Below are 24114 nucleotides of genomic sequence, written 5' to 3'. Positions count from 1 at the left end.
CCCGCCTTCGACAGTTGGCTGCGTTCTGTCAGGACAGCTCTTGGGGTCAGATCCGTTTTCCGAAGGAAAACGGATCTGACCCCATTTTTATGTATCGATATCTGACAGATGTGTCGACCAAGGTCGACACCTACCAACAGCCGCGCGGACAACCATCGCAGTTCCCAACAGCTGCAGGAATCTGTCAGAGGTGGGGTGGTGTCGGATTGCGGGGTGTCAGCCGCATGGATGCGGCTGCCAAGCCTCCATGGACGGATTCACGGCGTCCCCGCAATCCGACACCGCCCCGCCCACCCACGGAATGCCGCTCTGGCTCTGGCTCTGGCTTTGGCCGTTGCCGTTGCCCCAAGCAGGTGCAGGGCTGCAAGCCCTGCCCAAACCCTCCCCACCCATGACTGCAGTCACTTGCCGCCATGCCCCGCGCTGGCGAAAGTCAGGGAGTTGAAGTGATCGGCCTGGCCCGTTGCCAGCCGCACGGAAGTGAGAGAGAGACGCTGTGCAACGACGTGAGTTCCTGGCTTTTTCCGGTCTGGGTCTGGCGGGCCTGGTGCTGCCGCATTCGCGGCTGATCGCGGCCGAGCAGCTGCTGGCCCCGGTTGATACCGCCCAGCGCAGGCGCCTGGCCGAGGTGGCCCTGTCCGCCGCCCGCAGCGCCAAGGCCAGCTACTGCGACGTGCGCATCGGCCGCTACCTCAACCAGTCGGTCATCACCCGCGAGCACCAGGTCGGCAACGTGACCAACCGGGAGTCGTCCGGCGTGGGCGTGCGGGTGATCGTCAATGGCGCCTGGGGCTTCGCCGCCACCCACCAGCAGACCGAGGCCGCCGTGCGCGGGGCCGTCGAGCAGGCAGCCGCCATCGCCCGCGCCAACGCGACCATCCAGACCCGCCCCGTGCAACTGGCCCCCACCCCGGCCGTGGGCGACGTGCGCTGGCAGACGCCGGTGCGCAGGAACGCCATGGCCGTACCGATCCAGGACAAGGTGGAACTGCTGCTGGCGCTCAACAGCGCCGCGCTGGACGCCGGCGCCGACTTCATCAACTCCACCCTGTTCCTGGTCAACGAGCAGAAGTACTTCGCCTCCAGCGACGGCTCGTTCATCGACCAGGACATCCACCGCATCTGGCTGCCGTTCACCGCTACCGCCATCGACAAGGCCAGCGGCAAGTTCCGCACCCGTGCCGGGCTGTCCTCGCCGATGGGCATGGGCTATGAATTCCTCGATGGCGATGCGCGCGGCAAGGTGCAGCTGCCCGGCGGCATCACCGCCTACCGCGATTCCTACGACCCGGTCGAGGACGCCATCGCCGCCGCCCGCCATGCGCGCGAGAAGCTGAAGGCGCCCTCGGTGAAGCCCGGCAAGTACGACCTGGTGCTGGACCCGTCCAACCTGTTCCTGACCATCCACGAGAACGTCGGCCACCCGCTGGAACTGGACCGCGTGCTGGGCTACGAGGCCAACTACGCGGGTACCAGCTTCGCCACCCTGGACAAGCGCGATGCCGGTTTCCGCTGGGGCAGCGACCTCGTCACCTTCTTCGCCGACAAGACCCAGCCGGGCAGCCTCGGTGCGGTGGGCTACGACGATGAAGGGGTGAAGACCCAGCGCTGGGACCTGGTGCGCGACGGCGTGCTGGTCGATTACCAGGCCACCCGCGATGAAGCCCACATTCTGGGCCGCGAGGCCTCGCACGGCTGCAGCTACGCCGATTCCTGGTCCAGCGTGCAGTTCCAGCGCATGGCCAATGTCTCTCTGGCGCCGGGCAAGGCGCCGCTGAGCGTGGACGACATGATCAAGGACGTGGAGAACGGCATCTGGATCCACGGCCGCGGCTCCTATTCCATCGACCAGCAGCGCTACAACGCGCAGTTCGGCGGCCAGCTGTACTACCAGATCAAGGACGGCAAGATCGCCGGCATGGTCGAGGACGCGGCCTACCAGATCCGCACGCCGGAGTTCTGGAACGCCTGCACCGCGATCTGCGACCAGCGCGACTTCCGCCTCGGCGGTTCCTTCTTCGATGGCAAGGGCCAGCCCGGCCAGGTCTCGGCGGTCTCGCACGGATCGTCCACCACCCGCTTCAACGGCATCAACATCATCAACACCGCGCGCAGTCTCGGCGCCTGAGTCTTCCCATCCTTCGACGTGGAGAGCAGCCTTGCAAAGACGTGACTTCCTGGCCCTGACCGGGCTTACCGCGGGCGGCCTGATCGTGCCCTCGTTCTTCGGCAAGGCCATTGCCGCCGAGCAGCTGCAGTCCAGCCTGGACCCGGCGCTGAAGAAGCGCCTGGCCGACGCCGCCCTGCAGGCCGCGCGCAGCGCCGGCGCCACCTACTGCGACGTGCGCATCGGCCGCTACCTGCGGCAGTTCGTGATCACCCGCGAGGACAAGGTGCAGAACGTGGTGAACACCGAGTCCACCGGCGTGGGCATCCGCGTGATCGTCAACGGTGCCTGGGGCTTTGCCGCCACCAATGCGCTGGGCACCGCCGACGTGGCCCGCGCCGCGCAGCAGGCCGCCGCGATTGCCAAGGCCAACGCCGGCGTGCAGACCGCACCGGTGCAGCTGGCCAAGGCACCGGGCGTGGGCGAGGTGAGTTGGAAGACGCCGATCCGCAAGAACGCCATGGAGGTGCCGATCAAGGAAAAGGTCGACCTGCTGCTGGACGTCAACGCGGCCGCGATGGGCGCCGGTGCCAGCTTCGTCAACTCGATGCTGTTCCTGGTCAACGAGCAGAAGTACTTTGCCTCCACCGATGGTTCCTACATCGACCAGGACGTGCACCGCATCTGGGCACCGATGACGATCACCGCCATCGACAAGGCCAGCGGCAAGTTCCGCACCCGCGAAGGCCTGTCCGCACCGATGGGCCTGGGCTACGAGTACCTGGACGGCGCCGCCGCCGGCAAGGTGCTCACCCCCAACGGCGTGGTGAACTACGGCTCCTCCTACGACATGAAGGAAGACGCCATCGCGGCCGCCAAGCAGGCGCAGGAGAAGCTGAAGGCGCCGTCGGTGAAGCCCGGCAAGTACGACCTGGTCCTCGACCCGTCGCACACCTGGCTGACCATCCACGAATCGATCGGCCACCCGCTGGAACTGGACCGCGTGCTTGGCTACGAAGCCAACTACGCCGGCACCAGCTTCGCCACCCTGGACAAGCGCGAACAGCACTTCCAGTACGGCAGCGAGCAGGTGAACATCTTCGCCGACAAGACCCAGCCGGGCAGCCTGGGCGCGGTTGCCTATGACGATGAAGGCGTGAAGTGCAAGCGCTGGGACCTGATCAGCAACGGCAAGCTGGTGGACTACCAGACCATCCGCGACCAGGCCCATATCCTGGGCAAGACCGAATCGGACGGCTGCTGCTATGCCGATTCCTGGTCCAGCGTGCAGTTCCAGCGCATGGCCAACGTGTCGATGGCACCGGGCAAGACCCCGCTCAGCGTGGCCGACATGATCAAGGACGTGGAGAACGGCATCTACATCATCGGTGACGGTTCGTTCTCGATCGACCAGCAGCGCTACAACGCGCAGTTCGGTGGCCAGTTGTTCTACGAGATCAAGAACGGGCAGATCACCCGCATGCTGGAAGACGTGGCCTACCAGATCCGCACGCCGGAGTTCTGGAACGCCTGCACCGCCGTGGCCGACGAGCGCGACTACCGCCTGGGCGGTTCGTTCTTCGACGGCAAGGGCCAGCCAGGCCAGGTTTCGGCGGTCTCGCACGGTTCGTCCACCGCGCGCTTCAACGGCATCAACGTCATCAACACCGCACGCAGCCTCGGCTGACCGGTCAGGAGCCCTTACACCATGAGTATCTTCACCGAAGCCCAGGCCAAGGCCATCCTCGACAAGGTCATCGCCCTGTCCAAGGCCGATGAATGCAGCGCCGTCCTGGTCGGCTCGCTCAACGGCAACATCCGTTTCGCGCTGAACAACGTGTCCACCAGCGGCATTGTCGACAACACCGAACTGGCCGTCACCGTGGCCTTCGGCAAGCGTGTGGGCACGGCCTCGATCAACGAGTTCGACGATGCCGCGTTGGAACGCGTGGTGCGCCGCGCCGAAGACCTGGCCCGCCTGGCCCCGGAAAACCCGGAATTCATGCCGGCCATCGGCAAGCAGAGCTACCGCTCCAGCCCGACCTTCAGCGAGTCCACTGCGGCCATCGACCCGGCCTTCCGGGCCAAGGTCGCAGCCGATTCGATCGCCCCTTGCCGTGGCAACGGCCTGATCGCCGCCGGCTTCCTGGAAGATGGCCAGGGCTTCTATGCCACGGCCAACAGCAATGGCAACTTCGGCTACCAGCGCACCACCAGCTTCGACTACACCTGCACCGTGCGCACCGAAGACGGCCGCGGTTCGGGCTGGGTCGGCCGCAACCTGAAGGACGCCGCCGACTTCAAGGCCGAGCAGGACATCCGCATCGCCATGCGCAAGGCCACCGAATCGGCCGAGGCCAAGGCGCTGGAACCGGGCAAGTACACGGTCATCCTGGAACCGGCAGCGGCGGCGGGACTGATCAGCTTCATGATGAATTTCTTCAGCGCCCGCTCGGCCGACGAAGGCCGCAGCTTCCTGTCGAAGAAGGGCGGCGGCAACAAGCTGGGCGAGCAGGTGTACGACCCGCGCGTGAGCATGTACGCCGACCCCTGGCACCCGGAAGCGCCGGTGCTGCCGTGGGATGGCGAAGGCATGCCGCGCGAGCGCATGGCCATCATCGAGAACGGCAAGGTAGCCAACCTGGACTACTCGCGCTTCTGGGCGCAGAAGCAGGGCAAGACCGCCAAGGCCACGCCGGGCAACCTGCTGATGAGCGGCGGCGAGAAGAGCACCGCCGATCTGGTGCGCGGCACCCAGAAGGGCATCCTGGTCACCCGCACCTGGTACATCCGCATGGTCGACCCGCAGACCGTGCTGCTGACCGGCCTCACCCGCGACGGCACCTTCTACATCGAGAACGGCCAGATCAAGCACCCGGTGAAGAATTTCCGCTTCAACGAATCGCCGGTCATCATGCTCAACAACATCGAAGAGCTGGGCAAGCCGGTGCGCGTGGCCGGTGATGAATCCAGCTTCGTGATGATGATCCCGCCGATGAAGCTGCGCGACTTCACCTTCACGTCGTTGTCCGACGCGGTCTGATGGATCGCCGGGCCTGCCTGCGCTGGTTGGCCGCTGCCGCTTCGGCGGCGGCGCTGCCAGCGTGGGCGCAGGCGGGCCCGCGCAGTTCCCGCTACGACTTCTGGTTCACCCGCCTGCAGTACGATTCCGGCGATTGGGACGTGGACGCGCGCATGCCGTCCAACCTCATTACGTCCTTGATCGACTACACCTCGTTGCGCGTGGACCCGCAGGAACACGTAGTGGCCCTGGCCGATCCACGCATGCTGGAAGCCCCCTTCTGCTATCTGGCCGGCCACACCCTGGTGGAGTTCAACGCCGCCGAACGGCAGAACTTCGTGCGCTACGTGCGCAACGGCGGCTTCGTCTTCGTCGATGACTGCAACCATGACATCGACGGCCTGTTCGCCACCTCGTTCGAAGCGCAGATGGCGCGCCTGTTCGGGCCGAAGGCACTGCAGAAGCTGCCCAACAACCACGCGCTGTACCGCAGTTTCTTCCGTTTCCCCGAAGGCCCACCCGCTACCAGCTTCGAACTGAACGGCTGGGGCGACGACCTGGTGCACGACTACCTGAAGGGCATCGAGGTCGATGGCCGCCTGGGCGTGCTCTACAGCAACAAGGATTACGGCTGCGAGTGGGACTACGACTGGCGCAACAAGCGCTTCCTGGCCGAAGACAACACCCGCTTCGGCGTCAACATCGTGATGTACGCACTGAACAACTGATCGGAACACCGCCATGACCCAGCCCGACCTCGATTCCCTGCTGCCGCGCCTGCATGCACTGCGCGATGCCCTGGCCCATGCCGTGGTGGGCCAGAACGCGGTGGTCGAGCAACTGCTGATCGGCCTGCTGGCCGGCGGCCACTGCCTGCTGGAAGGCGCGCCCGGGCTGGGCAAGACCCTGCTGGTGCGCTCGCTGGGGCAGGCTTTGGAACTGCAGTTCCGGCGCGTGCAGTTCACCCCCGACCTGATGCCCAGCGACATCCTCGGCACCGAACTGCTGGAGGAAGACCACGGCACCGGCCATCGTCATTTCCGCTTCCAGCAGGGCCCGATCTTCACGAACCTGCTGCTGGCCGACGAGCTCAACCGCACCCCGCCCAAGACCCAGGCGGCGCTGCTGGAGGCCATGCAGGAACGCACGGTCAGTTACGCGGGAACGACCTATGCGCTGCCCGCGCCGTTCTTCGTGCTGGCCACGCAGAACCCGATCGAGCAGGCCGGCACCTACCCGCTGCCCGAAGCACAGCTGGACCGCTTCCTGCTGCACGTGCTGGTGGACTATCCCAGCGAAGACGAGGAACGGCAGATCCTGGAGCAGACCACCGGCGGCGCCAACGCAGCGGTACCGAAAGTGATGGACGCCGAGGCGGTGATCGCCCTGCAGGCCGCCGTGCGCCAGGTCCACGTGAGCCCCGACGTGCTGGCCTGGATCACCCGCCTGGTACGCGCCAGCCGCCCCGGCGACGGTGCGCCGGCGGCCATCAACCAGTGGGTGAAGTGGGGCGCCGGCCCGCGTGCCGGGCAGTCACTGGTGCTGGCAGCCAAGGCCCGCGCACTGCTGCAGGGCCGTTTCGCCGCCACGCGCGAGGACGTGCAGGCGCTGGCCGCACCGGTCATGCGCCATCGCCTGCTGCTGTCCTTCGCCGCCGAAGCCGAGCAGAAGCGCGCCGACGACGTGGTTGCAGCGCTGCTGCAGGCCGTACCGTTCCCCGGTTGATTGCCGCGTGAGCGCCGCCATCCCGCTGACCCTGCCGCCAGACCTGCGTGCGCGCCTGCGCACGTTGCGGCTGTCGCCGCGCTTCGCCAGCGGGGCAAGCGGCATCGGCCAGCACGCCAGCCGCAGCCGCGGTGCCGGCCTGGAGTTTGCCCAGTACCGCGCCTATGAGCCGGGCGACGCGCTGCGCCAGATCGACTGGAAGCTGTACGCCCGCTCCGACCGCTTCTTCGTGCGCGAATCCGAACGCGAAAGCCCGATCACCGTCTGGCTGCTGCTGGACGCCACCGCCTCGGCCGGCCAGGCCGACCGTGCAGCACCGCAGCGCACGCGCCTGGACCACATGCGCGGCGTTGCCGCGTGTGTGCTGGAACTGGCCCTGCAGCAAGGCGACCGCTTCGGCCTGCTGGCAATCAACGGCGATGGCCTGCAACTGGTGCCGGCCGCCAGCGGTGCACGCCAGCGCGATCGCATCCATCTGCAGCTGCATGCCCTGCAGGCCCGCGGCGCGTGGCCGGTGGCTGAGCGCCTGCGGCCGCTGTGGGAGCGCGTGCGCCCCGGCGATCTGCTGCTGGCCATCGGCGACGGCTTCGACGAAGCCGGTATCGCCTTGCTGGAACAACTGGCCGGCGCGCGCCGCGAGGTGATGCTGCTGCAGATCCTGACCGCCGACGAACGCGACTTCCCGTTCGATGCTGGCCATCGCTTCCGCGATCCGGAAACCGGCGACGAACTGCTGGGCGATGGCGCGGCAATCCGCAGCGATTACCTGCAGCGCTTCGCTGCCGCACGCACCGCCCTGCAGTCACGCCTGCAGGCCAGCGGCATCGCCAGCGCCACCGGCTGGCTCGACCAACCGCTGGACCAGCCACTGCAGGCCCTGTTCGGCCGCCGGGGCAGCGCATGAACCTGCTGTTCCCGCTGGGCCTGGCCGCACTGGCTGCCTGGCTGCTGCCGCTGCTGATCCACCTGGCCCGCCGCCATCCCTACACGCCGCTGGATTTCGCGGCCCTGCGCTGGTTGCGCGCGCAGATCCGCCCGCGCCAGCGCATCCGTTTCGATGACTGGCCGTTGCTGCTGGTGCGCTTGCTGTTGCTGGCTGCGCTGGCATTGCTTCTGGCAAGGCCTGCGCTGACCGGCCCTGCGCCGGTGCCCGCCGCCTGGACCGTGGTCGCCCCGGGGCTGGATGCGGGCGCCTTGCGGGGTGGCGCCGACGCTGCGACCTGGCATTGGCTGGCGCCCGGCTTCCCGGCCATCGAACAAGCTCCGGTGCCCGCCAGCGCCACCCTGCCCAGCCTGCTGCGCGAACTGGACGCGCAGCTTTCTGCAGGCACCGCGTTGATCGTGCACGTGCCCGATCCGTTGCCCGGCCTGGATGGCGCACGGGTGCAGCTGTCACGCGACGTGCAATGGCATGCGCATCCGCTCGCAGTCGCCACGGAGCAGGCGGAAGCAGCGCCACCGCGGCTGCGCGTGCAGGCCGATGCGCCCAGGGCGGCGCAGCACTGGGTGAACGCACTGCAGCGCGCGTGGGGCGTGCAGGCAGCGCCGGATGCGTTGCCTGTCGATGCCCTGCCCGCGCGCGGCGAAACCGCCGTATGGACCCGGGGCGAGGCACTGCCCGCCCGCTGGCAGGCGTGGCTGGGCGACGGCGGCCAGGTGCTGACTGCCGCCAAGCCCGCCGCGAACGCCAGTGTGCTGCTGCGCGACGCCAGTGGTGCCCCCCTGCTCTGGCAGCAGCGCGTCGGCCGCGGCCGTCTGCTGTCGCTGCCCGCTGACTGGGATGTCGCCAAGACCCAGGCACTGCGCGATCCGCACTTGGCGCGTGCCCTGCTGCTGGCGCTGCAGCCACCGGTGCCTCCGCGGCTGGGAAATGCCCTGGACCAGGCGCCACAGCGCGCGGCACTGCCGGCCGCCACAGCGCCAGTGCTCGAGCCCACCGCGTGGCTGTTGCTGGCCATCGTGCTGCTGTTCGCGCTGGAGCGCTGCATGGCCAGCAGCGCGCGGCGCAGGACGACGGCATGAAGACACCTCAACTCGCATGGCGCCGCGCCCGACGCCGACGCGCGCTCATCACCCTGCTGCTGGGACTGCCCGGGGCGTTGGCCGCCGCCACGTTGGCCCTGCGCCTGGGCGGGTTCGACATGGCCTGCGTGGTCGCCACGGTCGGTCTGCTCGCCTGCGCGGCACTGGCCACCGCGCATGCCCGTCGGCTGGACCGGCAGTGGCTGCAGCGGCAACTCGACAGCAGCGGCAGCAGCGAAGACAGCGCCGACCTGCTGTTTGCCGATGCCGCCACGCTCAATCCGCTGCAGCAGCGCCAGCGCACGCACGTGCTGGCCACCCTGGAACGGGCAATGCCGGAGCTGCGTCCGCGCTGGCCGCGCGGCGCGCTGCTGCTGTGCTGGCTGGGCGGCCTGGCCATCGCGCTGCTGGCACTGGGCTGGCCGCGTGCGGGCACACCGTCGCAGCCTGCGCACGCGCCGGCAGCGGGCCGGCAGACGCCCGCAGGACCGCTGCACCTGCAGTCCACTCGCCTGCGCGTGGACGCGCCGGCCTACACGGGGCAACCGACCCTCACCCAGAATGCCCTGGATGCCAAGGTCGCCGCCGACAGCCGGCTGTCCTGGTCACTGCGCTTTGATCGCGCCCCGACCAGGGCCTGGCTGCAGTTCCACGATGGCCGGCAATTGCCGCTGCGCGAGCAGGACGGCCACTGGCTGGCGCAGGACGTTGCGCGTGCGCCCGTGCTGTACCGCGTGGTGAGCGAACCGGCGCTGGCCGAAACCCGCCTGCACCGGCTGGACGTAGTGGCCGACCGGGCCCCCAGCGTGCGCGTGCTGGAACCGGCATCCAGCCTGGTGCTGGGCACGCCCGGGCAACGCCAGTGGACGCTGCGCTTCGAAGCCAGCGATGACTATGGCGTCGCTGCGGGGGCAATGTTGTCGATCACCACCACCCAGGGCAGTGGCGAGAACATCACCTTCGCAACACGCCGCGTGGCGCTGACCGGCACCGGCGAAGCCAGCGCGCGGCGCTTCGCCCACACGCTGGATCTGGCCGCACTGGGCGCGCAGCCCGGCGGCGATGTGATCGCGCAGCTGGAGGTCCGCGACAACCATGCCCCCCGGCCGCAGACCGCGCGCAGCAGCAGCGTGATCCTGCGCCTGCCGAGTGCGGAGGTGGCACTCACCGCCGAACTGGAAGGCCGCATCAAGAAGACCCTGCCGGCCTACTTCCGCAGCCAGCGGCAGATCATCATCGATGCCGAAGCATTGATCCGGCAGCGGCGTGCCCTCGCTGCCGACGCGTTCGTGACGCGCAGCGATGCCATCGGCGTGGACCAGCGCATCCTGCGCCTGCGTTACGGCCAGTTCCTGGGCGAGGAGAGCGAAGGCGCAGCGAAGCCGCCGCCGACCAGCGATCTGCCCACCAGCGATGCGCCCAGCGCCGACGCGCACGATCACGACGACCACGGCGACGATCATGACCATGATCACGGCGGCACCGCCAGCAGCGCCGATACGCCGCCGGTATTCGGCAGTTCCACCGACGTGCTTTCCGAATACGGCCACACCCACGACCACGCCGAAGCGGCCACCCTGCTGGACCCACAGACGCGAGCCACGTTGAAGGCCGCGCTGGACCAGATGTGGTCGGCCGAAGGCGAGCTGCGCCAGGGCCGCCCCGAGCAGGCACTGCCCTTCGCCTACAAGGCGCTGGGTTTCATCAAGCAGGTGCAGCAGGCCGAGCGCATCTACCTGGCCCGCGTGGGGCCGGAGCTGCCGCCCATTGATGAGAGCCGCCGCCTGGGCGGTGACCGCGCCGGGCTGGCCAGCCGTGAACTGCCGTTGGCGCCACGCACGCCACCGGACCCGGCCATCGTCGAGGCCTGGCAGCGGCTGGGTGATGGTGATGGCACCGCCGACCTGGATGCACTGGCAAGCTGGCAGCAGCGCAATGCCGCTTTCCTGCCCGATGCACTGGACCTGGCCGCCGCCATCGAGCAACTGCGTATCGAGCCAGGCTGCAAGGACTGCCGCCAGCGCCTGCGTGCGCAGCTGTGGCGCGCCCTGCAGCGCCCGCTGCCGCAGGTGATGCTGCGCACGGCCACCGATGCGATGGGCCAGCAGTATCTGGATGCACTGGAGGCGCTGCCATGACGGCCGCCGCGTTGAACCTGTGGCTGGCCGTCGCCCTGGCCGTCATCGTGGTCGTGGCCAGCCTGCTGCAGCTGCGCACGCCCACCGCGCATCGCGGCCGGCGCGCGGTGCGGCTGGGCCTTCAGGCGATTGCCGCCGTGCTGCTGTACTTCTGCCTGTTGCCGCCCAGCGCGCAGCAGCCCGCGGGCGGTCTGGTCGTGCTCAGTGCAGACGCCGCCGCCGCGGGTGCCGTGCCGGCCAGTGACGGTCCAGTGCTGCTGTTGCCGGAGGCGCCCGACGTAGTGGGTGGCCAACGTGTGCCCGACCTGGCCACCGCGCTGCGCAGGCACCCTGCCGCCACGCTCACGCTGGTCGGTGCCGGGCTGGCAGCCCGCGATCGCGATGCCGTGCTGCCAGCGAGCGTGACGTGGCAGGCATCTCCTGCGCCGCGTGGCTGGATCGCGCTGCAGCCCACGGCCGATGCGGCGCCCGGTGCCCGTTTCGAGGTGCATGCCCAGGCGCGCGGCGTCACCGGCGGACGCGCCGAACTGTTGGACCCGGCCGACACCGTGGTTGATCGAGCGACGTTGGGCGCCGATGGTCGCGTGCGCCTCAGCGGCATCGCCCGCGCGCCCGGCCGCAGCGTGTTCCATCTGCGCCTGCTGGATGCGCAGGCCCATGTGCTGGACAGCGTGCCGGTGCCGCAGCAGACCGTTGCGGCGCCGCCGCTGCGCCTGCGGGTGCGCGCCAGCGCGCCGGGGCCGGAGCTGAAGTACCTGCGCCGCTGGGCCACCGATGCCGGCCTGCAGGTACAGGTCCAGGCCGACACCGGCGCCGGCCTCAGCGTGGGTGACGGTGCGGTGCCGCTGGACGCCGCCAGCCTGGCGCGCAGCGATCTGTTGCTGCTGGACGAACGCAGCCTGGCAGCGTTGGGTGCCGGGCAGGTGTCCGTGCTGCGCCAGGCCCTGCGCGACGGGCTGGGCGTGCTGGTCCGTAGTGGCGGCGCGCCGTCGGCCAGCGCACGGCAGCGCCTGCGCGATCTCGGCTTGCCGGTGCAGGGTGATGGCGGCAGCCATGCCGTTGCACTGCCCGGCGATGGCGACAGCGCGATGCTGGCCGCGCGCCGGGGTCCGCTGGCCGCCGGCACACTGCCCAGCGCCGACGGCGAAGCCGCCGACCGCAGCTCGCACACGGCCGCACTGCCCGCGCTGGAAGCACTGGATCTGCAGTCGCCCGGCAGCAATGCACTGCTGCACGACCAGACCGGCGCGCCGATCGGCAGCTGGCGCAGCGTCGGCAAAGGCCGTATCGGCCTGCTGCCGCTCACCGACACGTGGCGCTGGGTGCTGGCCGGTCGCGATGATCGCCACGGCGAACTGTGGAGCACGGTGCTGGCCAGCGTGGCCCGCGCGCAGCGTAACGGCGACGCGCTCTGGTCACCGCAGCCGCAGGCCTGGCTGGGCGAGCGCGTTGCCCTGTGCGGCGTGCAGGCACCGCTGCAGGCCTTCGATGCAAAGGATGCAGGCGTGCCACTGGTCGTTGACGCCGCCACAGCGTCGCAGCGCTGCGCTGGCTGGTGGCCGCGTGAAGCAGGCTGGCAGCGGCTGCAGCATGGCGACGCGGCGGTATGGCGCTATGTGTTCGACACGAAGGACGCCGCCGTCCTGCACCGCCAGGCGATGATCGATGCAACGACGCAGGCGCTGGCAACCACCGTGCCGGTCAGCGCGCAGGCGATGCAGCCGGTGGCCGGCCCGCGTTGGCCATGGTGGCTGGCGTTCGTGCTGTGCGCTTCGCAGCTGTGGTGGCTTGAACGGCGTAGATGAACGCCGGGGTCGGATCCCTTTCGCGTGCGAAAGGGCTCTGACCCCATCACGCGGATCGCAGACAGCATCCACGCATGGCGTGGATCTACCGGGGTCGGATCCCTCAGCGTTTGCCCGCACGCCGGTACACCCCGTCGAAGCGCACGTTCATGCCGCCACATTCGCTGTTGTCCGACACCACCAGCACATCGCCCAGCAGCTGCGCGTGCACGCTGCAGGTATCCTCGACGAAATCAACCTGGCTTCCGCGCGGCGTAGCCGACGCGTTTACCGCACCGATGTGCGGCCCACCCGGCCGCTCTTCCAGCGACGGATTGGCCGACGGCCAGTAGGCATCGCCTTCCACCTGCAACTGGCTGCCACGTACGCGGATCTGCAGGCCGTTGTCGCCGTCCTTCCAGTCACCCGCCCATCCCTGCAGGGTCGGCGTCAACTGCGGCACAGGCTGCAGCTTGCTGCGGTCCACCCACCCCGCGCTGCCGCCCACCTTGTTGGGGAAGAACGCGCAGCGGTACGAGCCCAGGTCGCGGCCAGTCACCACCGTATCGCCGCTGACCACGTAGCTGCGCTGGCGGCACACGGCCTCACCCTTTTCCGGGCAGCCGTCCAGGTCGCGCAGCAGGTACAGACGCGGCGTACCCACCACGGTGGCCACGGCAAAGTCGGACTGTTGCGAAGGGAAGGCACCATTGCGGCATGAACCGTCGTCTGCCAGTTCGCTGGCCAGCGCCAACGACGGGCCGCACAGGGCAATCAGGAAAAGGGAACGCAGCAGCATCCAGGCAGCCTCGGAAAGAAAGACCGCAGGATAGCGCCTAGTCCTGTGGCGGTGCGCCGCAGCCGTCCTGCTGCTGGCAGAACTGCAATGCGCGCCGCTGCTGGTCGGCACTCAGTTCCGGCGGTGGCCGTGCAATGGCCGACTGGATCTGGTCCGGCCCACCGGTCAGCTTGTTAAGACCGCGGCCTGCGGCGAGCACACCCTTGACCACGCCCATCATGATGTAACCCCCGCCAAGGCTGACCTGCTCGGGCGTAGGCGGTTCCTGCCAATCGCGGCTGAAACGGTTGTCGCCGAACTTCACCGGGTTCTTGAAGCGGTACAGATCCAGCGGCTGGTCGTCTTCCGGCTTCAAGGCACGAACTTCACCCAGCGTGGTCACGCTGTCCTGCGTCGGTGCGGATGCGGGTGCTGGCGTTGCCTGCACGTTGGTCTCGGCCGGCGGCGCAGGCAGCTGCTGCGCATGCGCGGTGACGGCCAGCATCATGCCGGCCAGAAGTGCTCCCTGCAGTGTCCGTCGTGCCACAGCCATTGCCCTGTCGGATGTGTCCAGTCTGCGAGCATACGCATGGCGGCTTCAGATTTTGTTGGCGAGCCGTGCAGGCGTTCAGTGTCAGGCGCGCTTCCAGGCGCGCTGCGCTGGGCTGGAAGACAGCGGCTGCGGGGCCCCGGCACTGAATGGTTTACTGCATCCCGGCCCGCGGTCTCACACCCTGAGACCCATCTGTGGTGCCATGTGACCCCTCGCAAACCGTCACCCCGCTCACCATGGCCTACGAACTCGCCAAGCGCACTGCCGATGCCGAGCAGAAGCTCGCCACCCGCGATGGCCTTCCGGCGCGCGATGGCGCGCTGCTCAGCGCCCGCCTGCAGCGCCGCTACCACGACCGCATTACCGGCAGCTTCGCCATTCCCGGCCGCGAGGGCCGCTACGCGCCCATTCCCGAGTCGGTGCCGCCGGCCCTGGCCGCCGCGCTGAAGGCGCGCGGCATCGAGCAGCTGTACAGCCACCAGGCCGAAGCGTGGAATGCCAGCCAGCGCGGCGAACACGTGGCCATCGTCACCCCCACCGCCAGCGGCAAGTCGCTGTGCTACACCCTGCCGGTGGTCAGCGCGGCCATGCAGGACAAGGCCAAGGCGCTGTACCTGTTCCCGACCAAGGCACTGGCCCAGGACCAGGTAGCCGAGCTGCTGGAACTCAACCGCGCCGGCGACCTGGGCGTGAAGGCCTTCACCTTCGACGGCGACACCCCCGGCGATGCGCGCCAGGCTATCCGCCTGCACGGCGACATCGTGGTGTCCAACCCGGACATGCTGCACCAGGCCATCCTGCCGCACCACACCAAGTGGGCGCAGTTCTTCGAGAACCTGCGCTACATCGTCATCGACGAAGTGCACACCTACCGCGGTGTGTTCGGCAGCCACGTGACCAACGTGCTGCGCCGGCTCAAGCGCATCTGCGCGTTCTACGGCGTGCAACCGCAGTTCATCCTATGCTCGGCCACCATCGGCAATCCGCAGGCGCATGCCGAAGCGCTCATCGAAGCCCCGGTCACCGCCATCACCGAATCGGGTGCGCCCAGCGGGCCCAAGCAGGTGCTGCTGTGGAACCCGCCGGTCATCAACCCCGACCTTGGCCTGCGGGCCTCGGCACGGTCGCAGAGCAACCGCATCGCCCGCATCGCGATCAAGTCCGGGCTGAAGACCCTGGTGTTCGCGCAGACCCGGCTGATGGTGGAAGTGCTGACCAAGTACCTGAAGGACATCTTCGACCACGACCCGCGCAAGCCGCCACGCATCCGCGCCTACCGCGGCGGCTACCTGCCCACCGAGCGCCGCGAGACCGAGCGGGCCATGCGTGCCGGCAACATCGACGGCATCGTAAGCACTTCGGCGCTGGAACTGGGCGTGGATATCGGCAGCCTGGACGTGGTGATCCTCAATGGCTACCCCGGCAGCGTGGCCGCCACCTGGCAGCGCTTCGGCCGCGCCGGTCGCCGCCAGCAGCCCGCACTGGGGGTGATGGTGGCCAGCTCGCAGCCGCTGGACCAGTACGTGGTGCGCCATCCGGACTTCTTTGCCGAGGCCTCGCCCGAGCACGCGCGCATCGCGCCGGACCAGCCACTGATCCTGTTCGACCACATCCGCTGTGCCGCCTTCGAACTGCCGTTCCGGGTCGGCGATGGCTTCGGCCCGATCGATCCGGAAGTGTTCCTGGAAGCGCTGGCCGAAACCGAGGTCATCCACCGCGAAGGCGAGCGCTGGGAATGGATCGCCGACAGCTATCCGGCCAACGCGGTCAGTCTGCGCGCGGTGGCCGATGGCAACTTCGTGGTGGTCGACCGCAGCGATGGCCGCCAGCAGATCATCGCCGAAGTGGATTACTCCGCCGCCGCGCTCACCCTGTACGAAGGCGCCATCCACATGGTGCAGTCCACCCCGTACCAGGTGGAAACGCTGGACTGGGAAGGCCGCAAGGCCTACGTCACCCGCACCCACGTGGACTACTACACCGACAGCATCGACTTCACCAAGCTCAAGGTGCTGGACCGCTTCGACGGTGGCGTGGCTGGTCGTGGCGATTCACACCATGGCGAAGTTCACGTGGTGCGCCGCGTGGCTGGCTACAAGAAGATCCGCTATTACACCCACGAGAACATCGGCTACGGGCCGGTGAACCTGCCCGACCAGGAACTGCACACCACGGCGGTGTGGTGGCAGCTGCCGCAGGCGCTGCTGCTGCGCGCCTTCGCCAGCAAGCAGGATGCGCTGGATGGTTTCCTCGGCGCGGCCTATGCGCTGCACATCGTCGCCACCGTGGCGGTGATGGCCGACGCGCGCGATCTGCAGAAGTCGGTCGGCAATGGCGATGGTGCCTGGTTCGCGATTGCCGACCAGAGTGGCCGTGGCCAGCTGCGCGGCAGCAATGGCGATCCCGGCGTGGTGGAACTGCTGCAGGAATTCGTGCCCACCGTGTACCTGTACGACAACTTCCCTGGCGGCGTCGGCCTGAGTGAGCCGCTGTGGCAGCGCCAGGCCGAGCTGGTGCAGCGCGCGCGTGAACTGGTGCAGCGCTGCGACTGCAAGGCCGGCTGCCCGGCCTGCGTGGGCCCGGTGCTGGCCGCGCAGGAAGAGGACGAAACCTCGCCGCGTGCGCTGGCACTGCGCGTGCTTGACCTGTTCGATGCACACGCCTGCCAGCACGTGCCGGATGTGGTGGTGACCACGCGCGACCCGATGGAGCTGCTGGCGCCGTGAGCCTGAGCCTGGACAAACTGCGCCTGCTGCGCAGACAGGCCGGTGACCCGAAAGCCAGTGCGCCGGCCGTTCCCGAGCCGCCGCCGGCAGCACCGCCCCCGGTGGCCGCCAACGATGCACGGCAACCGCCCGCCGAACGCTCGGTGTTCGCCTGGGTGGAACAGGAAATCCGCCACAAACCGACCGGTGCCGCTGCGCCGGCGGCGGCCGCTGCACCGCTGCGGCGGCCGGACGTGGGCAGCCTGCATCGCCTGCTTGGCCTGCGCACACGCGGCGGTCCGGCACCGGCACGCGCCAGCGCGCAGGATCGGCAGCTGCCCGGCGAGGAAATCGCGCCGGGCCTGTTCCTGATCGAATCGCTGCAGCCACAGCCGATTCCGGCGCAGCCGCTGTCCTTGGACTTCGCCCGCCGCGATGGCCAGTACGTGGCCGCACGCGACCTGCTGTTCTTCGATACCGAAACCACCGGCCTGGCCGGCGGCACCGGCACCCGCGCCTTCATGATCGGCGCCGCGGACTGGCATGCCTGCCCGCAGCGCGGCGAAGGCCTGCGCATCCGCCAGCTGCTGATGTCCACGATGGCCGCCGAAGAGGCCATGCTGGCCACGTTCGCCGGCTGGCTGCACCCGTCCACGGTGTTCTGCAGCTACAACGGCCGCAGCTACGACGCACCGCTGCTGAAGGCACGCTACCGGCTGGCCCGGCAGCGCGATCCGATCAGCGCGCTGGACCATGTGGACCTGCTCTACCCCACGCGCCGCCGTTATCGCGGCAGCTGGGAAAACTGCAAGCTGTCCACCATCGAACGCCAGCTGCTGCGGGTGGTACGCGAGGATGATCTGCCGGGTTCGGAGGCACCCGGTGCGTGGCTGCGCTACCTGCGCGGTGGCGACGCGCTGAACCTGCGCCGGGTGGCCGACCACAACCACCAGGACGTGGTGACCCTGGCCCTGCTGCTGCAGCGGCTGGTGCGCGAGGAACAGCGCGAGCGCGAGACGCTGGCGCTGGTCGGGCAGTAGCGCGGCGCGGATTCAGGCAGCGTTGACACAGCTGACACGCGCAGCGGCGACACTGCCGGTTATTCCATCCTGCGGAGTCGTGCCCATGCGATCTTCTTCCCTGTTGCTGCTGGCCGCCATCCTGCCTTTGGCTGCCTGCAGCCATGCCGGCGGCAGCAGCACCGCCGATACCGGCAGCCTGCCGGCCAAGGTGTCCGATGGCCCGCAGGAGTGCCGTCCCGACACGCTGGAGGCATTCACCGGCAAGACCGCCGATGAGGCCACCATCAAGAAGCTGGTGGCCGACAGCGGCGCGCGCAACGCGCGGGTGGTGAAGCCGGGCATGGCGGTCACCATGGACTTCCGCCAGGACCGGGTCACCGTGCAGGTGGACGCGCAGAACAGGATCGAGCGCGCCAGCTGCGGTTGATGTAATCGCGCCAGCGCTACCGGACGCGATCGATCCGGTAGCGCCGGGCCATGCCCGGCGAGCGAAGCGGTCCTACAGCTGCTGTGCCTTGCCGCTGGCCATCGCGCGGGCGATCACCTGCTTCACCTGCGCGGTGGCCTGCGCCTGCAGCTGGGCCTGGCGTTCCCCCAGTTCGGCCTGCTGGCTGCCCAGCGCGGACTGGCGCAGGCCCAGCTGGGCCTGCTGATCGGCCAGCTCGCTGATGTCGCGGCTGTGTGTGTCCTGCAGGTCCTGCATTGCACGACGCACTTCGGCATCGGCCGCGCGGGCAATCGCAGCATCGTCGGTCACACCGCGTGTCGCCCTTGCCGCCTCGGCCGCAGCCTCACGGTTGATGTCGGTGGCGCGCACGGCCTTGCTGGCCGCCTGCGTCGCCACGCGGGCGATTTCCCGTGCATGCACCGCCTGCTTGCGGCCCAGCTCGCCCTGTTGGCGCCCCAGCGCGCCCTGCTCGCGGCCCAGTTCACCTTGCTGCCGGCCCACTTCCGCCGACTGCGCGTAGACGCGCTGCAGCGGCTGGATCAGCGCCGGGTCACGCACGGCGTAGCGCTTGTTGCCCTCGCGGAACCACAGCACCGGGCCCTCGCGGCCGACATCGCGGCGGGCCTGCTTGATGTCGTCGATGGTGGCGCTGGCGTAGCTGCGGCCGTGGTCGATCAACACGTGGCCACGTTCCATGTCGTTGCCCAGGTGCAGCTGGCCGACCGTGGTGAAGCTGTCGTCATCGTCCTCATCGAGCGGCGGGGCCGGCGGGGCGGGCGGCGCGGCGGGAGCGGACGGCGGTGCCGGCACGGCGGGCAGTGCGCGCGCCGGGGCGGCAGGCGCCTTCGGTGCAGCGGGCGCCACTACCGCAGCCGGCGGCGACGGCGGGGCGGGCGGTGCCGGCGGCACCGGGGCGGCCACCAGCTGCATCGGCGCCACGCTCAGCGCCAGTACCAGGGTGGTCAGCGCGGCCGCCAGCACACGCGGGCAGGACCGGCGCGGTTGGAGCGAAAGCAGGCGGCGCTTCAGGCTGGTGGTGCTGGGCGCGGCACTGGCCACGCCCAGATGCGGTGCCGGTGCTACGCCCAGCTGCAGCAGCAGGCGGCCATAGGCGTGGCGGCTGGCACCGTGCTGGCCGACCACCGCCGCATCCACCGCTTCCTCGCGGGCCTGGGCATATTCGCGCACGGCCATGCGCAGCAGCGGATGGAAGAAGAACAGGTGCTGCGCCAGGGCCGGCAGCAGCCCCCATTGCAGGTCACGGCGCTGCAGGTGCTGCAGTTCGTGGGTCAGCGCCAGGTCCAGCGCATCGCCCTGCAGCGCGTTGGCACCGGCGGGCAGCAGCAGCACCGGGCGCAGCGGCCCGACCAGCTGCGGTGCGTCCACCTGCGCGCTCATCCACAGGCGTGGTGCACGGCGCACGCCATGGGCATCGGCCGCCAGTTGCAGCGCCTGCACCAGGGCGGCGTCTTCGCAGGGGTGCGCGGCGGCCAGCAGCGCGCGGCACTGCCGCCATTCACCGAAGGTACGCCATGCCATCAGCAGCACGCCGGACAACCACAGCGCGGCCAGCGCCAGTGCCCACACGGCCAGCGGCGATGCGCCCGTACCGATGGACGCGGCGATGTCGTGGGTCTGGTCGATCGGCGCGGCGGCCAGCAGCTGCGCCGACGCTTCGGGCGCAAGCGGGTAGATCGCATCGGCGGCCAGATCGGTGGTGGTCATCGCCACCTCAGCAGGAGCCGGCAGCCAGGGCAGCTGCAGCGGTTGGCTCCAGGCCAGGCCGAACACGGCCTGCAGCGACACCAGCCACCACAGGCGGCAGCGCGTGGCCGCCGACAGCGACGGCAGCCGCTTGCACACCAGATACACCAGCCCCACCAGCAGGGCAGTCTGCAGGCTGGTCCATCCCAGCCGTTCCAGCAACGCGATCAGCATCGTGGTATCCATGGCTCAGCCCTCGTGGCGACGCGATTGAAGTTCGGCGACCAGCGCTTCCAGCTCGGCCAGTTCGTTGTCACTGACCTGCTGGCGCTGCGACAGATAGGCCACGAACGGCGACACCGAACCCTGCAGGGTGTTGTCGACGAACTGGGCCACCGCGCCCTGCAGCACGCTTTCCGGGCCACGGGTGGCCTGGTAGCGGTAGACACCGTCCTGCTGCTGGCGCTGAAGATACCCCTTCGCCCGCAGGCGCTCCATCATGGTCAGCACGGTGGAACGGGCCAGCCCGCGGGCCTCGCCATAGCCACTGGCGACCTCGCCGACACTGGCCGGCGCATGTTCATCGATGTACTGCAGCAGGGCCAGTTCCTGGTCCCCGATGGTCTTGCCGCGCATGACACCACTCCATTGACTACACGTGTAGTTACTGTCGGCGTGACGACAGATGTAGTCAACCCCCCGGAAGTCATGGGCCGACGAACGGTAGGGGGAGTGAGCGGGGTCAGATCCCTTTCGCTTGCGAAAGGGATCTGACCCCATGCCTCAACGTTGCTCTTCGCTAGCCGCGCGGCCCGCCCATCACCGGCAGGATCGCGCCGCTGATATAGCTGGCGCACGCGGGCGAGGCCAGGAACACATAAGCCGGCGACAGCTCTTCCGGCTGTGCGGGCCGACCCATGTCGCTGTCCTTGCCGAATTCAGCCACGTCCTGCGCCTGCTTGTCGGCCGGGTTCAGCGGCGTCCATACCGGCCCCGGCGCCACGCAGTTCACCCGGATACCGCGTGGCAGCAGTTGGCTGGCCAGCGCCTTGGTGAAGGCATGGATCGCGCCCTTGGTGGCCGAATAGTCGATCAAGGCCTTGCTGCCGAAGATGCCCGTTTCCGAGCCGGTGTTGATGATGCTGGCGCCTTCGCCCAGGTGCGGCAGCACCGCGCGCGCCATCTGGATGTAACCGCCGATATTGGTCTGCAGGGTCTCCTGCAGGTGGGCGTCTTCCAGGTCTTCCAGACGCTGGCAATGCAGCTGGAACGCGGCGTTGTTGACCAGGATATCGATGCCGCCGAAGGCCTTGGCCACCTGCTTCACCGCCTTGTTGCAGAAGCGCGGATCGCGCACGTCGCCGGCGATCACCACGCAGCGACCGCCTTCGCGTTCCACATGCTGGCGGGTGATGTCCGCATCCTCGGCCTCGTCCAGATGCAGCACCGCCACATCGGCGCCCTCGCGGGCAAACAGCACCGCCACCGCGCGACCGATGCCGGAGTCACCACCGGTGATGATCGCGCGCATGCCCTGCAGCTTGCCGCTGCCCACGTAGTCGGGGGCGAGGAAGCGCGGCGCCAACTCCAGCGCATGTTCGTGGCCGGGCTTGGGCAGATGCTGGGCCGGCATGGTTTCCGGCTGCTTGCGCGTGCCGGCCTGGGTGGCCGTCTTCTTCGCCGCCTTCTTGGTGGCGCGCGCCTCCTTGGCTTTCTCCTGGTCCTGCAGCCGCCGCTGCCGCGACGCCACGCGGGCCGCACGCGGATCGCTGGCGGCGGCCTTGCGGGTGGCGGTCTTCACCACGCGCGGGCGATCGCTGTCGGCAACCGGCTTCGTCGCGGTGCTGCCTTTGCGCACTTTGGGCGATGCCTTGCGGCGGGCGGGCAATGTCTTGGTCGTGGCCATGCGGGTCTCCTCGGGAGGGAAAGGGGCCGCCAGCCAAAGGCCGGCGCTACCGGGGGCGGCGGGCGCCGCTCGTGCAGTGTCCCTACGGGGCTGTTGGGCGCAGTGAGTGCGTTGTATCCATCGCGTGCACGGCTTCATTCCGCCACCACGCGTGTCGTCGCACCCTGCAGCAACGACACACATCAGGAACGCCCCCATGAAGCACGCCATTGCCACCGCCGCCGTCTGCTTCGCCTTGGCTGCCTGCAGCAGCAGCCCGGTCGCCCAGATCCAGCCCATCGACGGCGTGATTTCCGGCCAGTGCCACACCGACATGGTGCGCGGCGCGGTCGGGCTGGCTGCCTCTGACGTGACCGTCGAACGCGCCCGCGTGGACAGCGACAGCCTGAACGTGCAGGTCACCCGTGGCAGCCGCGAGCAAAGCGGCAACACGGCCAGCGGCAACGCCGATCCCGCAGCGGGCGCGGCAAGCGAAGGCGGTGATCGCCTGACCATCGAGACCGGCCGCACCAACAACATCACCGCCATTTATTGCGGGTAACAGCCGTCGAGCAAGCTCGACGCTACGGAGTACCTCTATGGCCTCTTCACGAAGGGGTCATGGCTGCAGGGAATGGTCGGGTAGCGGCGGCATGGCCACATCGCAGTCGGGATCGTCCAGTGGAACGTGAAGCGATCCCCTTCCCATACCAGGAAGCCGCCATGCACGAAATTGCCGCGGTCAATCGTGCGGGCGTCTTCTTCAATGGGGCGATCAGGGTCCGGTTCGGCAATCCAGCGCCGCACGGGAACGGTGCCCAGCTGCTCGATCAGGGCGAACATCTCGCTCACCCCTGCCTTGGCGTACGTGGCCATCGCGGCGGCGTCGGGAAGTGCGCTCTGTGCCAGAACCGCTGCAGTCACGTCCTGCGGCGCGGCGTCGCCCTTGGCGATGTAGGCGCGCATGCCGACCGTGGAGGCAGGACAGCCTTTCAGCTGCAGCAGGTAGCCGGTGCTGTCGCCACTGCCAGAGAATGATCGGAGCCAGTAGTGGAAAGCCGATCCGCTGATGTCGGTCACCATCACGTCCTGACGCCCACCCGCACCGTCTACATAGAGCACCCGCGTCTTGGCCGTGTCGTCCAGACGGCACCCGAGCCCTGTCAGCACCTGCTTGGCGTGTGCCGGCAACGGGCCGTAACTCCCCCCGGAACCCGAGCTGCCGCTTGCGGCGGGCAATCCAGGCAGCCCGACTCCAAGGTCCGTGGCGGACGTGCTGCAAGCCAGCAGCGATAGCAGGAACGCCGACGACGTCAGGCCACGGTGAAGCTTGCTTCGGCTTCCCTTACCGGTCGAAGCGGCGTGCTGCATCGGCTGTCTGGTCCTGATCGTCTGCATGTCCGCGTCCTTGTCCATCCGCTACCAGCCTTTCAGGAAAGGATCCTCACTGCAGGAAAGTGCCTCCCATTTTTTGCAGGGCCACAGGGCTGCCGGAACGGATTTGTGAAAGGTGAAGCGATCCTTTTCCCATACCAGAAAGCCCGCGTGCACCATGTTGCCCCGGTCGAAAGTTCGGCCATCCAATGCGATGGGTCGATCCACGTCGGGCTCGGCCACCCAGCGCACTACCGGGACCTTATCCAGCTTCCAGGTGAGGGCGAACAGATCGCTCACACCGGCCTCAGCGTAGGCGGCCATGGTGGCGGCGTCGGGCAGCGCACTGTTCGCAAGAACCGACGCCGTCACGTCCTGCGGCGCGGCGGCGCCGCGGGCAATGTATGCCCGCATGCCGACCGTAGAGACGGGGCATCCGTTCAGCTGCACCAGATAGCCGGTAGTGTCGCCACTGCCGGAGAATGATCGGAGCCAGTAGCGGTAGCGCGTGCCGATATGGTCGGACACCATCACATCGCGGCGTCCATCCTCGCCCATGACCTCGGTCAGCAGCACCTTGGCACTACCGTCCAGAACGCAGCCCAACCCCGTCAGTATTCGCGTGGCGTCGGGAGGCAGCGAGCCCACTCTGCCTGGAAGGTCGGGGGCGCCGCTCACATCGGGCAACCCCGGCAACCCTTCGTCGCGCACTGCAGCAACGGACGAGGATTCCCCGGCGGGCGGGATCAGGCGAGGTGCCAGAGGGCTTTCACGGCTGGAGGTACAGGCGCTGCAGATCAACAGCGAAAACAGAACAACCGATGTAGTCAGGTAACGGTGTTGCATG

20 protein-coding genes are annotated in these 24114 nt (G+C 68.8%); 13 read left to right on the top strand and 7 right to left on the bottom strand.

What is annotated here, in order from left to right; all coding sequences use genetic code 11:
* Nucleotides 1-496 precede the first annotated feature (496 nt).
* From C1933_RS00565 to C1933_RS00525, 9 genes are read left to right on the top strand one after another with little or no spacing between them, the layout of a single operon-like run.
* Nucleotides 497-2128 carry a TldD/PmbA family protein gene (locus C1933_RS00565; protein WP_199911398.1) on the top strand — a complete coding sequence of 544 codons (1632 nt, stop codon included), beginning with the start codon at nucleotides 497-499 and terminating at the stop codon, nucleotides 2126-2128.
* 31 nt (nucleotides 2129-2159) lie between these two features.
* On the top strand, nucleotides 2160-3794 hold the full coding sequence (locus C1933_RS00560; RefSeq protein WP_108751763.1) for a TldD/PmbA family protein: 1635 nt from the start codon (nucleotides 2160-2162) through the stop codon (nucleotides 3792-3794).
* 21 nt (nucleotides 3795-3815) lie between these two features.
* A complete protein-coding gene (locus C1933_RS00555) occupies nucleotides 3816-5150 on the top strand; it encodes a TldD/PmbA family protein (RefSeq protein WP_108751762.1) in 1335 nt (444 codons plus the stop codon).
* Nucleotides 5150-5857, top strand: coding sequence for a DUF4159 domain-containing protein (locus C1933_RS00550; RefSeq protein ID WP_108751761.1), 708 nt, complete (start codon nucleotides 5150-5152; stop codon nucleotides 5855-5857). Before C1933_RS00555 ends, C1933_RS00550 begins: the two co-directional genes overlap by 1 nt.
* A 13-nt stretch (nucleotides 5858-5870) precedes the next feature.
* Complete coding sequence (locus C1933_RS00545; RefSeq protein WP_108751760.1) at nucleotides 5871-6854, top strand: MoxR family ATPase; 984 nt, start codon at nucleotides 5871-5873, stop codon at nucleotides 6852-6854.
* Between the two features lie 7 nt (nucleotides 6855-6861).
* Nucleotides 6862-7758, top strand: coding sequence for a DUF58 domain-containing protein (locus C1933_RS00540; RefSeq protein ID WP_108751759.1), 897 nt, complete (start codon nucleotides 6862-6864; stop codon nucleotides 7756-7758).
* On the top strand, nucleotides 7755-8876 hold the full coding sequence (locus C1933_RS00535; RefSeq protein WP_108751758.1) for a BatA domain-containing protein: 1122 nt from the start codon (nucleotides 7755-7757) through the stop codon (nucleotides 8874-8876). Before C1933_RS00540 ends, C1933_RS00535 begins: the two co-directional genes overlap by 4 nt.
* Nucleotides 8873-11014 carry a hypothetical protein gene (locus C1933_RS00530; RefSeq protein ID WP_108751757.1) on the top strand — a complete coding sequence of 714 codons (2142 nt, stop codon included), beginning with the start codon at nucleotides 8873-8875 and terminating at the stop codon, nucleotides 11012-11014. The genes C1933_RS00535 and C1933_RS00530 overlap by 4 nt, the downstream gene beginning before the upstream one ends.
* Nucleotides 11011-12819 (top strand): hypothetical protein, encoded by a 1809-nt coding sequence (locus tag C1933_RS00525; RefSeq protein ID WP_108751756.1) that lies wholly within the window; start codon nucleotides 11011-11013, stop codon nucleotides 12817-12819. The genes C1933_RS00530 and C1933_RS00525 overlap by 4 nt, the downstream gene beginning before the upstream one ends.
* Nucleotides 12820-12922: 103 nt before the next feature.
* On the opposite strand, the gene C1933_RS00520 is transcribed toward C1933_RS00525, so the two are convergent.
* On the bottom strand, nucleotides 12923-13597 hold the full coding sequence (locus C1933_RS00520) for a hypothetical protein (protein WP_108751755.1): 675 nt from the start codon (nucleotides 13595-13597) through the stop codon (nucleotides 12923-12925).
* A gap of 37 nt (nucleotides 13598-13634) precedes the next feature.
* On the bottom strand, nucleotides 13635-14129 hold the full coding sequence (locus C1933_RS00515; RefSeq protein ID WP_108751754.1) for a hypothetical protein: 495 nt from the start codon (nucleotides 14127-14129) through the stop codon (nucleotides 13635-13637).
* 236 nt (nucleotides 14130-14365) lie between these two features.
* Between C1933_RS00515 and C1933_RS00510 the strand changes: the two genes are divergently transcribed.
* The 3 genes from C1933_RS00510 (at nucleotide 14366) to C1933_RS00500 (ending at nucleotide 18283) form a co-directional block, all read left to right on the top strand.
* Nucleotides 14366-16855, top strand: a complete 2490-nt coding sequence (locus C1933_RS00510; RefSeq protein WP_108751753.1) for a DEAD/DEAH box helicase — start codon at nucleotides 14366-14368, stop codon at nucleotides 16853-16855.
* Nucleotides 16852-17874, top strand: a complete 1023-nt coding sequence (locus tag C1933_RS00505) for a ribonuclease H-like domain-containing protein (protein ID WP_108751752.1) — start codon at nucleotides 16852-16854, stop codon at nucleotides 17872-17874. The genes C1933_RS00510 and C1933_RS00505 overlap by 4 nt, the downstream gene beginning before the upstream one ends.
* An 85-nt stretch (nucleotides 17875-17959) precedes the next feature.
* Nucleotides 17960-18283, top strand: a complete 324-nt coding sequence (locus tag C1933_RS00500) for an I78 family peptidase inhibitor (RefSeq protein WP_108751751.1) — start codon at nucleotides 17960-17962, stop codon at nucleotides 18281-18283.
* Between the two features lie 72 nt (nucleotides 18284-18355).
* Here the strand turns inward: C1933_RS00500 and C1933_RS00495 are convergent, their stop codons facing one another.
* The 3 genes from C1933_RS00495 to C1933_RS00485 form a co-directional block, all read right to left on the bottom strand.
* On the bottom strand, nucleotides 18356-20254 hold the full coding sequence (locus C1933_RS00495) for a M56 family metallopeptidase (RefSeq protein ID WP_108751750.1): 1899 nt from the start codon (nucleotides 20252-20254) through the stop codon (nucleotides 18356-18358).
* A 3-nt stretch (nucleotides 20255-20257) separates the two neighbouring features.
* Complete coding sequence (locus C1933_RS00490) at nucleotides 20258-20644, bottom strand: BlaI/MecI/CopY family transcriptional regulator (RefSeq protein WP_108751749.1); 387 nt, start codon at nucleotides 20642-20644, stop codon at nucleotides 20258-20260.
* 163 nt (nucleotides 20645-20807) lie between these two features.
* Nucleotides 20808-21914 (bottom strand): SDR family oxidoreductase, encoded by a 1107-nt coding sequence (locus C1933_RS00485; protein ID WP_108751748.1) that lies wholly within the window; start codon nucleotides 21912-21914, stop codon nucleotides 20808-20810.
* Nucleotides 21915-22110: 196 nt separating this feature from the next.
* On the opposite strand from C1933_RS00485, the gene C1933_RS00480 reads away from it, so the two are divergent.
* Complete coding sequence (locus C1933_RS00480; protein WP_108751747.1) at nucleotides 22111-22455, top strand: hypothetical protein; 345 nt, start codon at nucleotides 22111-22113, stop codon at nucleotides 22453-22455.
* Between the two features lie 35 nt (nucleotides 22456-22490).
* Here C1933_RS00480 and C1933_RS00475 read toward each other — a convergent pair whose 3' ends face one another.
* On the bottom strand, nucleotides 22491-23309 hold the full coding sequence (locus tag C1933_RS00475) for a hypothetical protein (protein WP_234414602.1): 819 nt from the start codon (nucleotides 23307-23309) through the stop codon (nucleotides 22491-22493).
* A gap of 3 nt (nucleotides 23310-23312) precedes the next feature.
* Nucleotides 23313-24113, bottom strand: a complete 801-nt coding sequence (locus C1933_RS00470; protein WP_108751746.1) for a hypothetical protein — start codon at nucleotides 24111-24113, stop codon at nucleotides 23313-23315.
* Between the last annotated feature and the right edge of the window lies 1 nt (nucleotide 24114).

The sequence above is a fragment of the Stenotrophomonas sp. ZAC14D2_NAIMI4_6 genome (assembly GCF_003086875.1).
GTDB lineage: Bacteria > Pseudomonadota > Gammaproteobacteria > Xanthomonadales > Xanthomonadaceae > Stenotrophomonas.
This window is presented reverse-complemented; position numbering and strand designations above follow the sequence as displayed.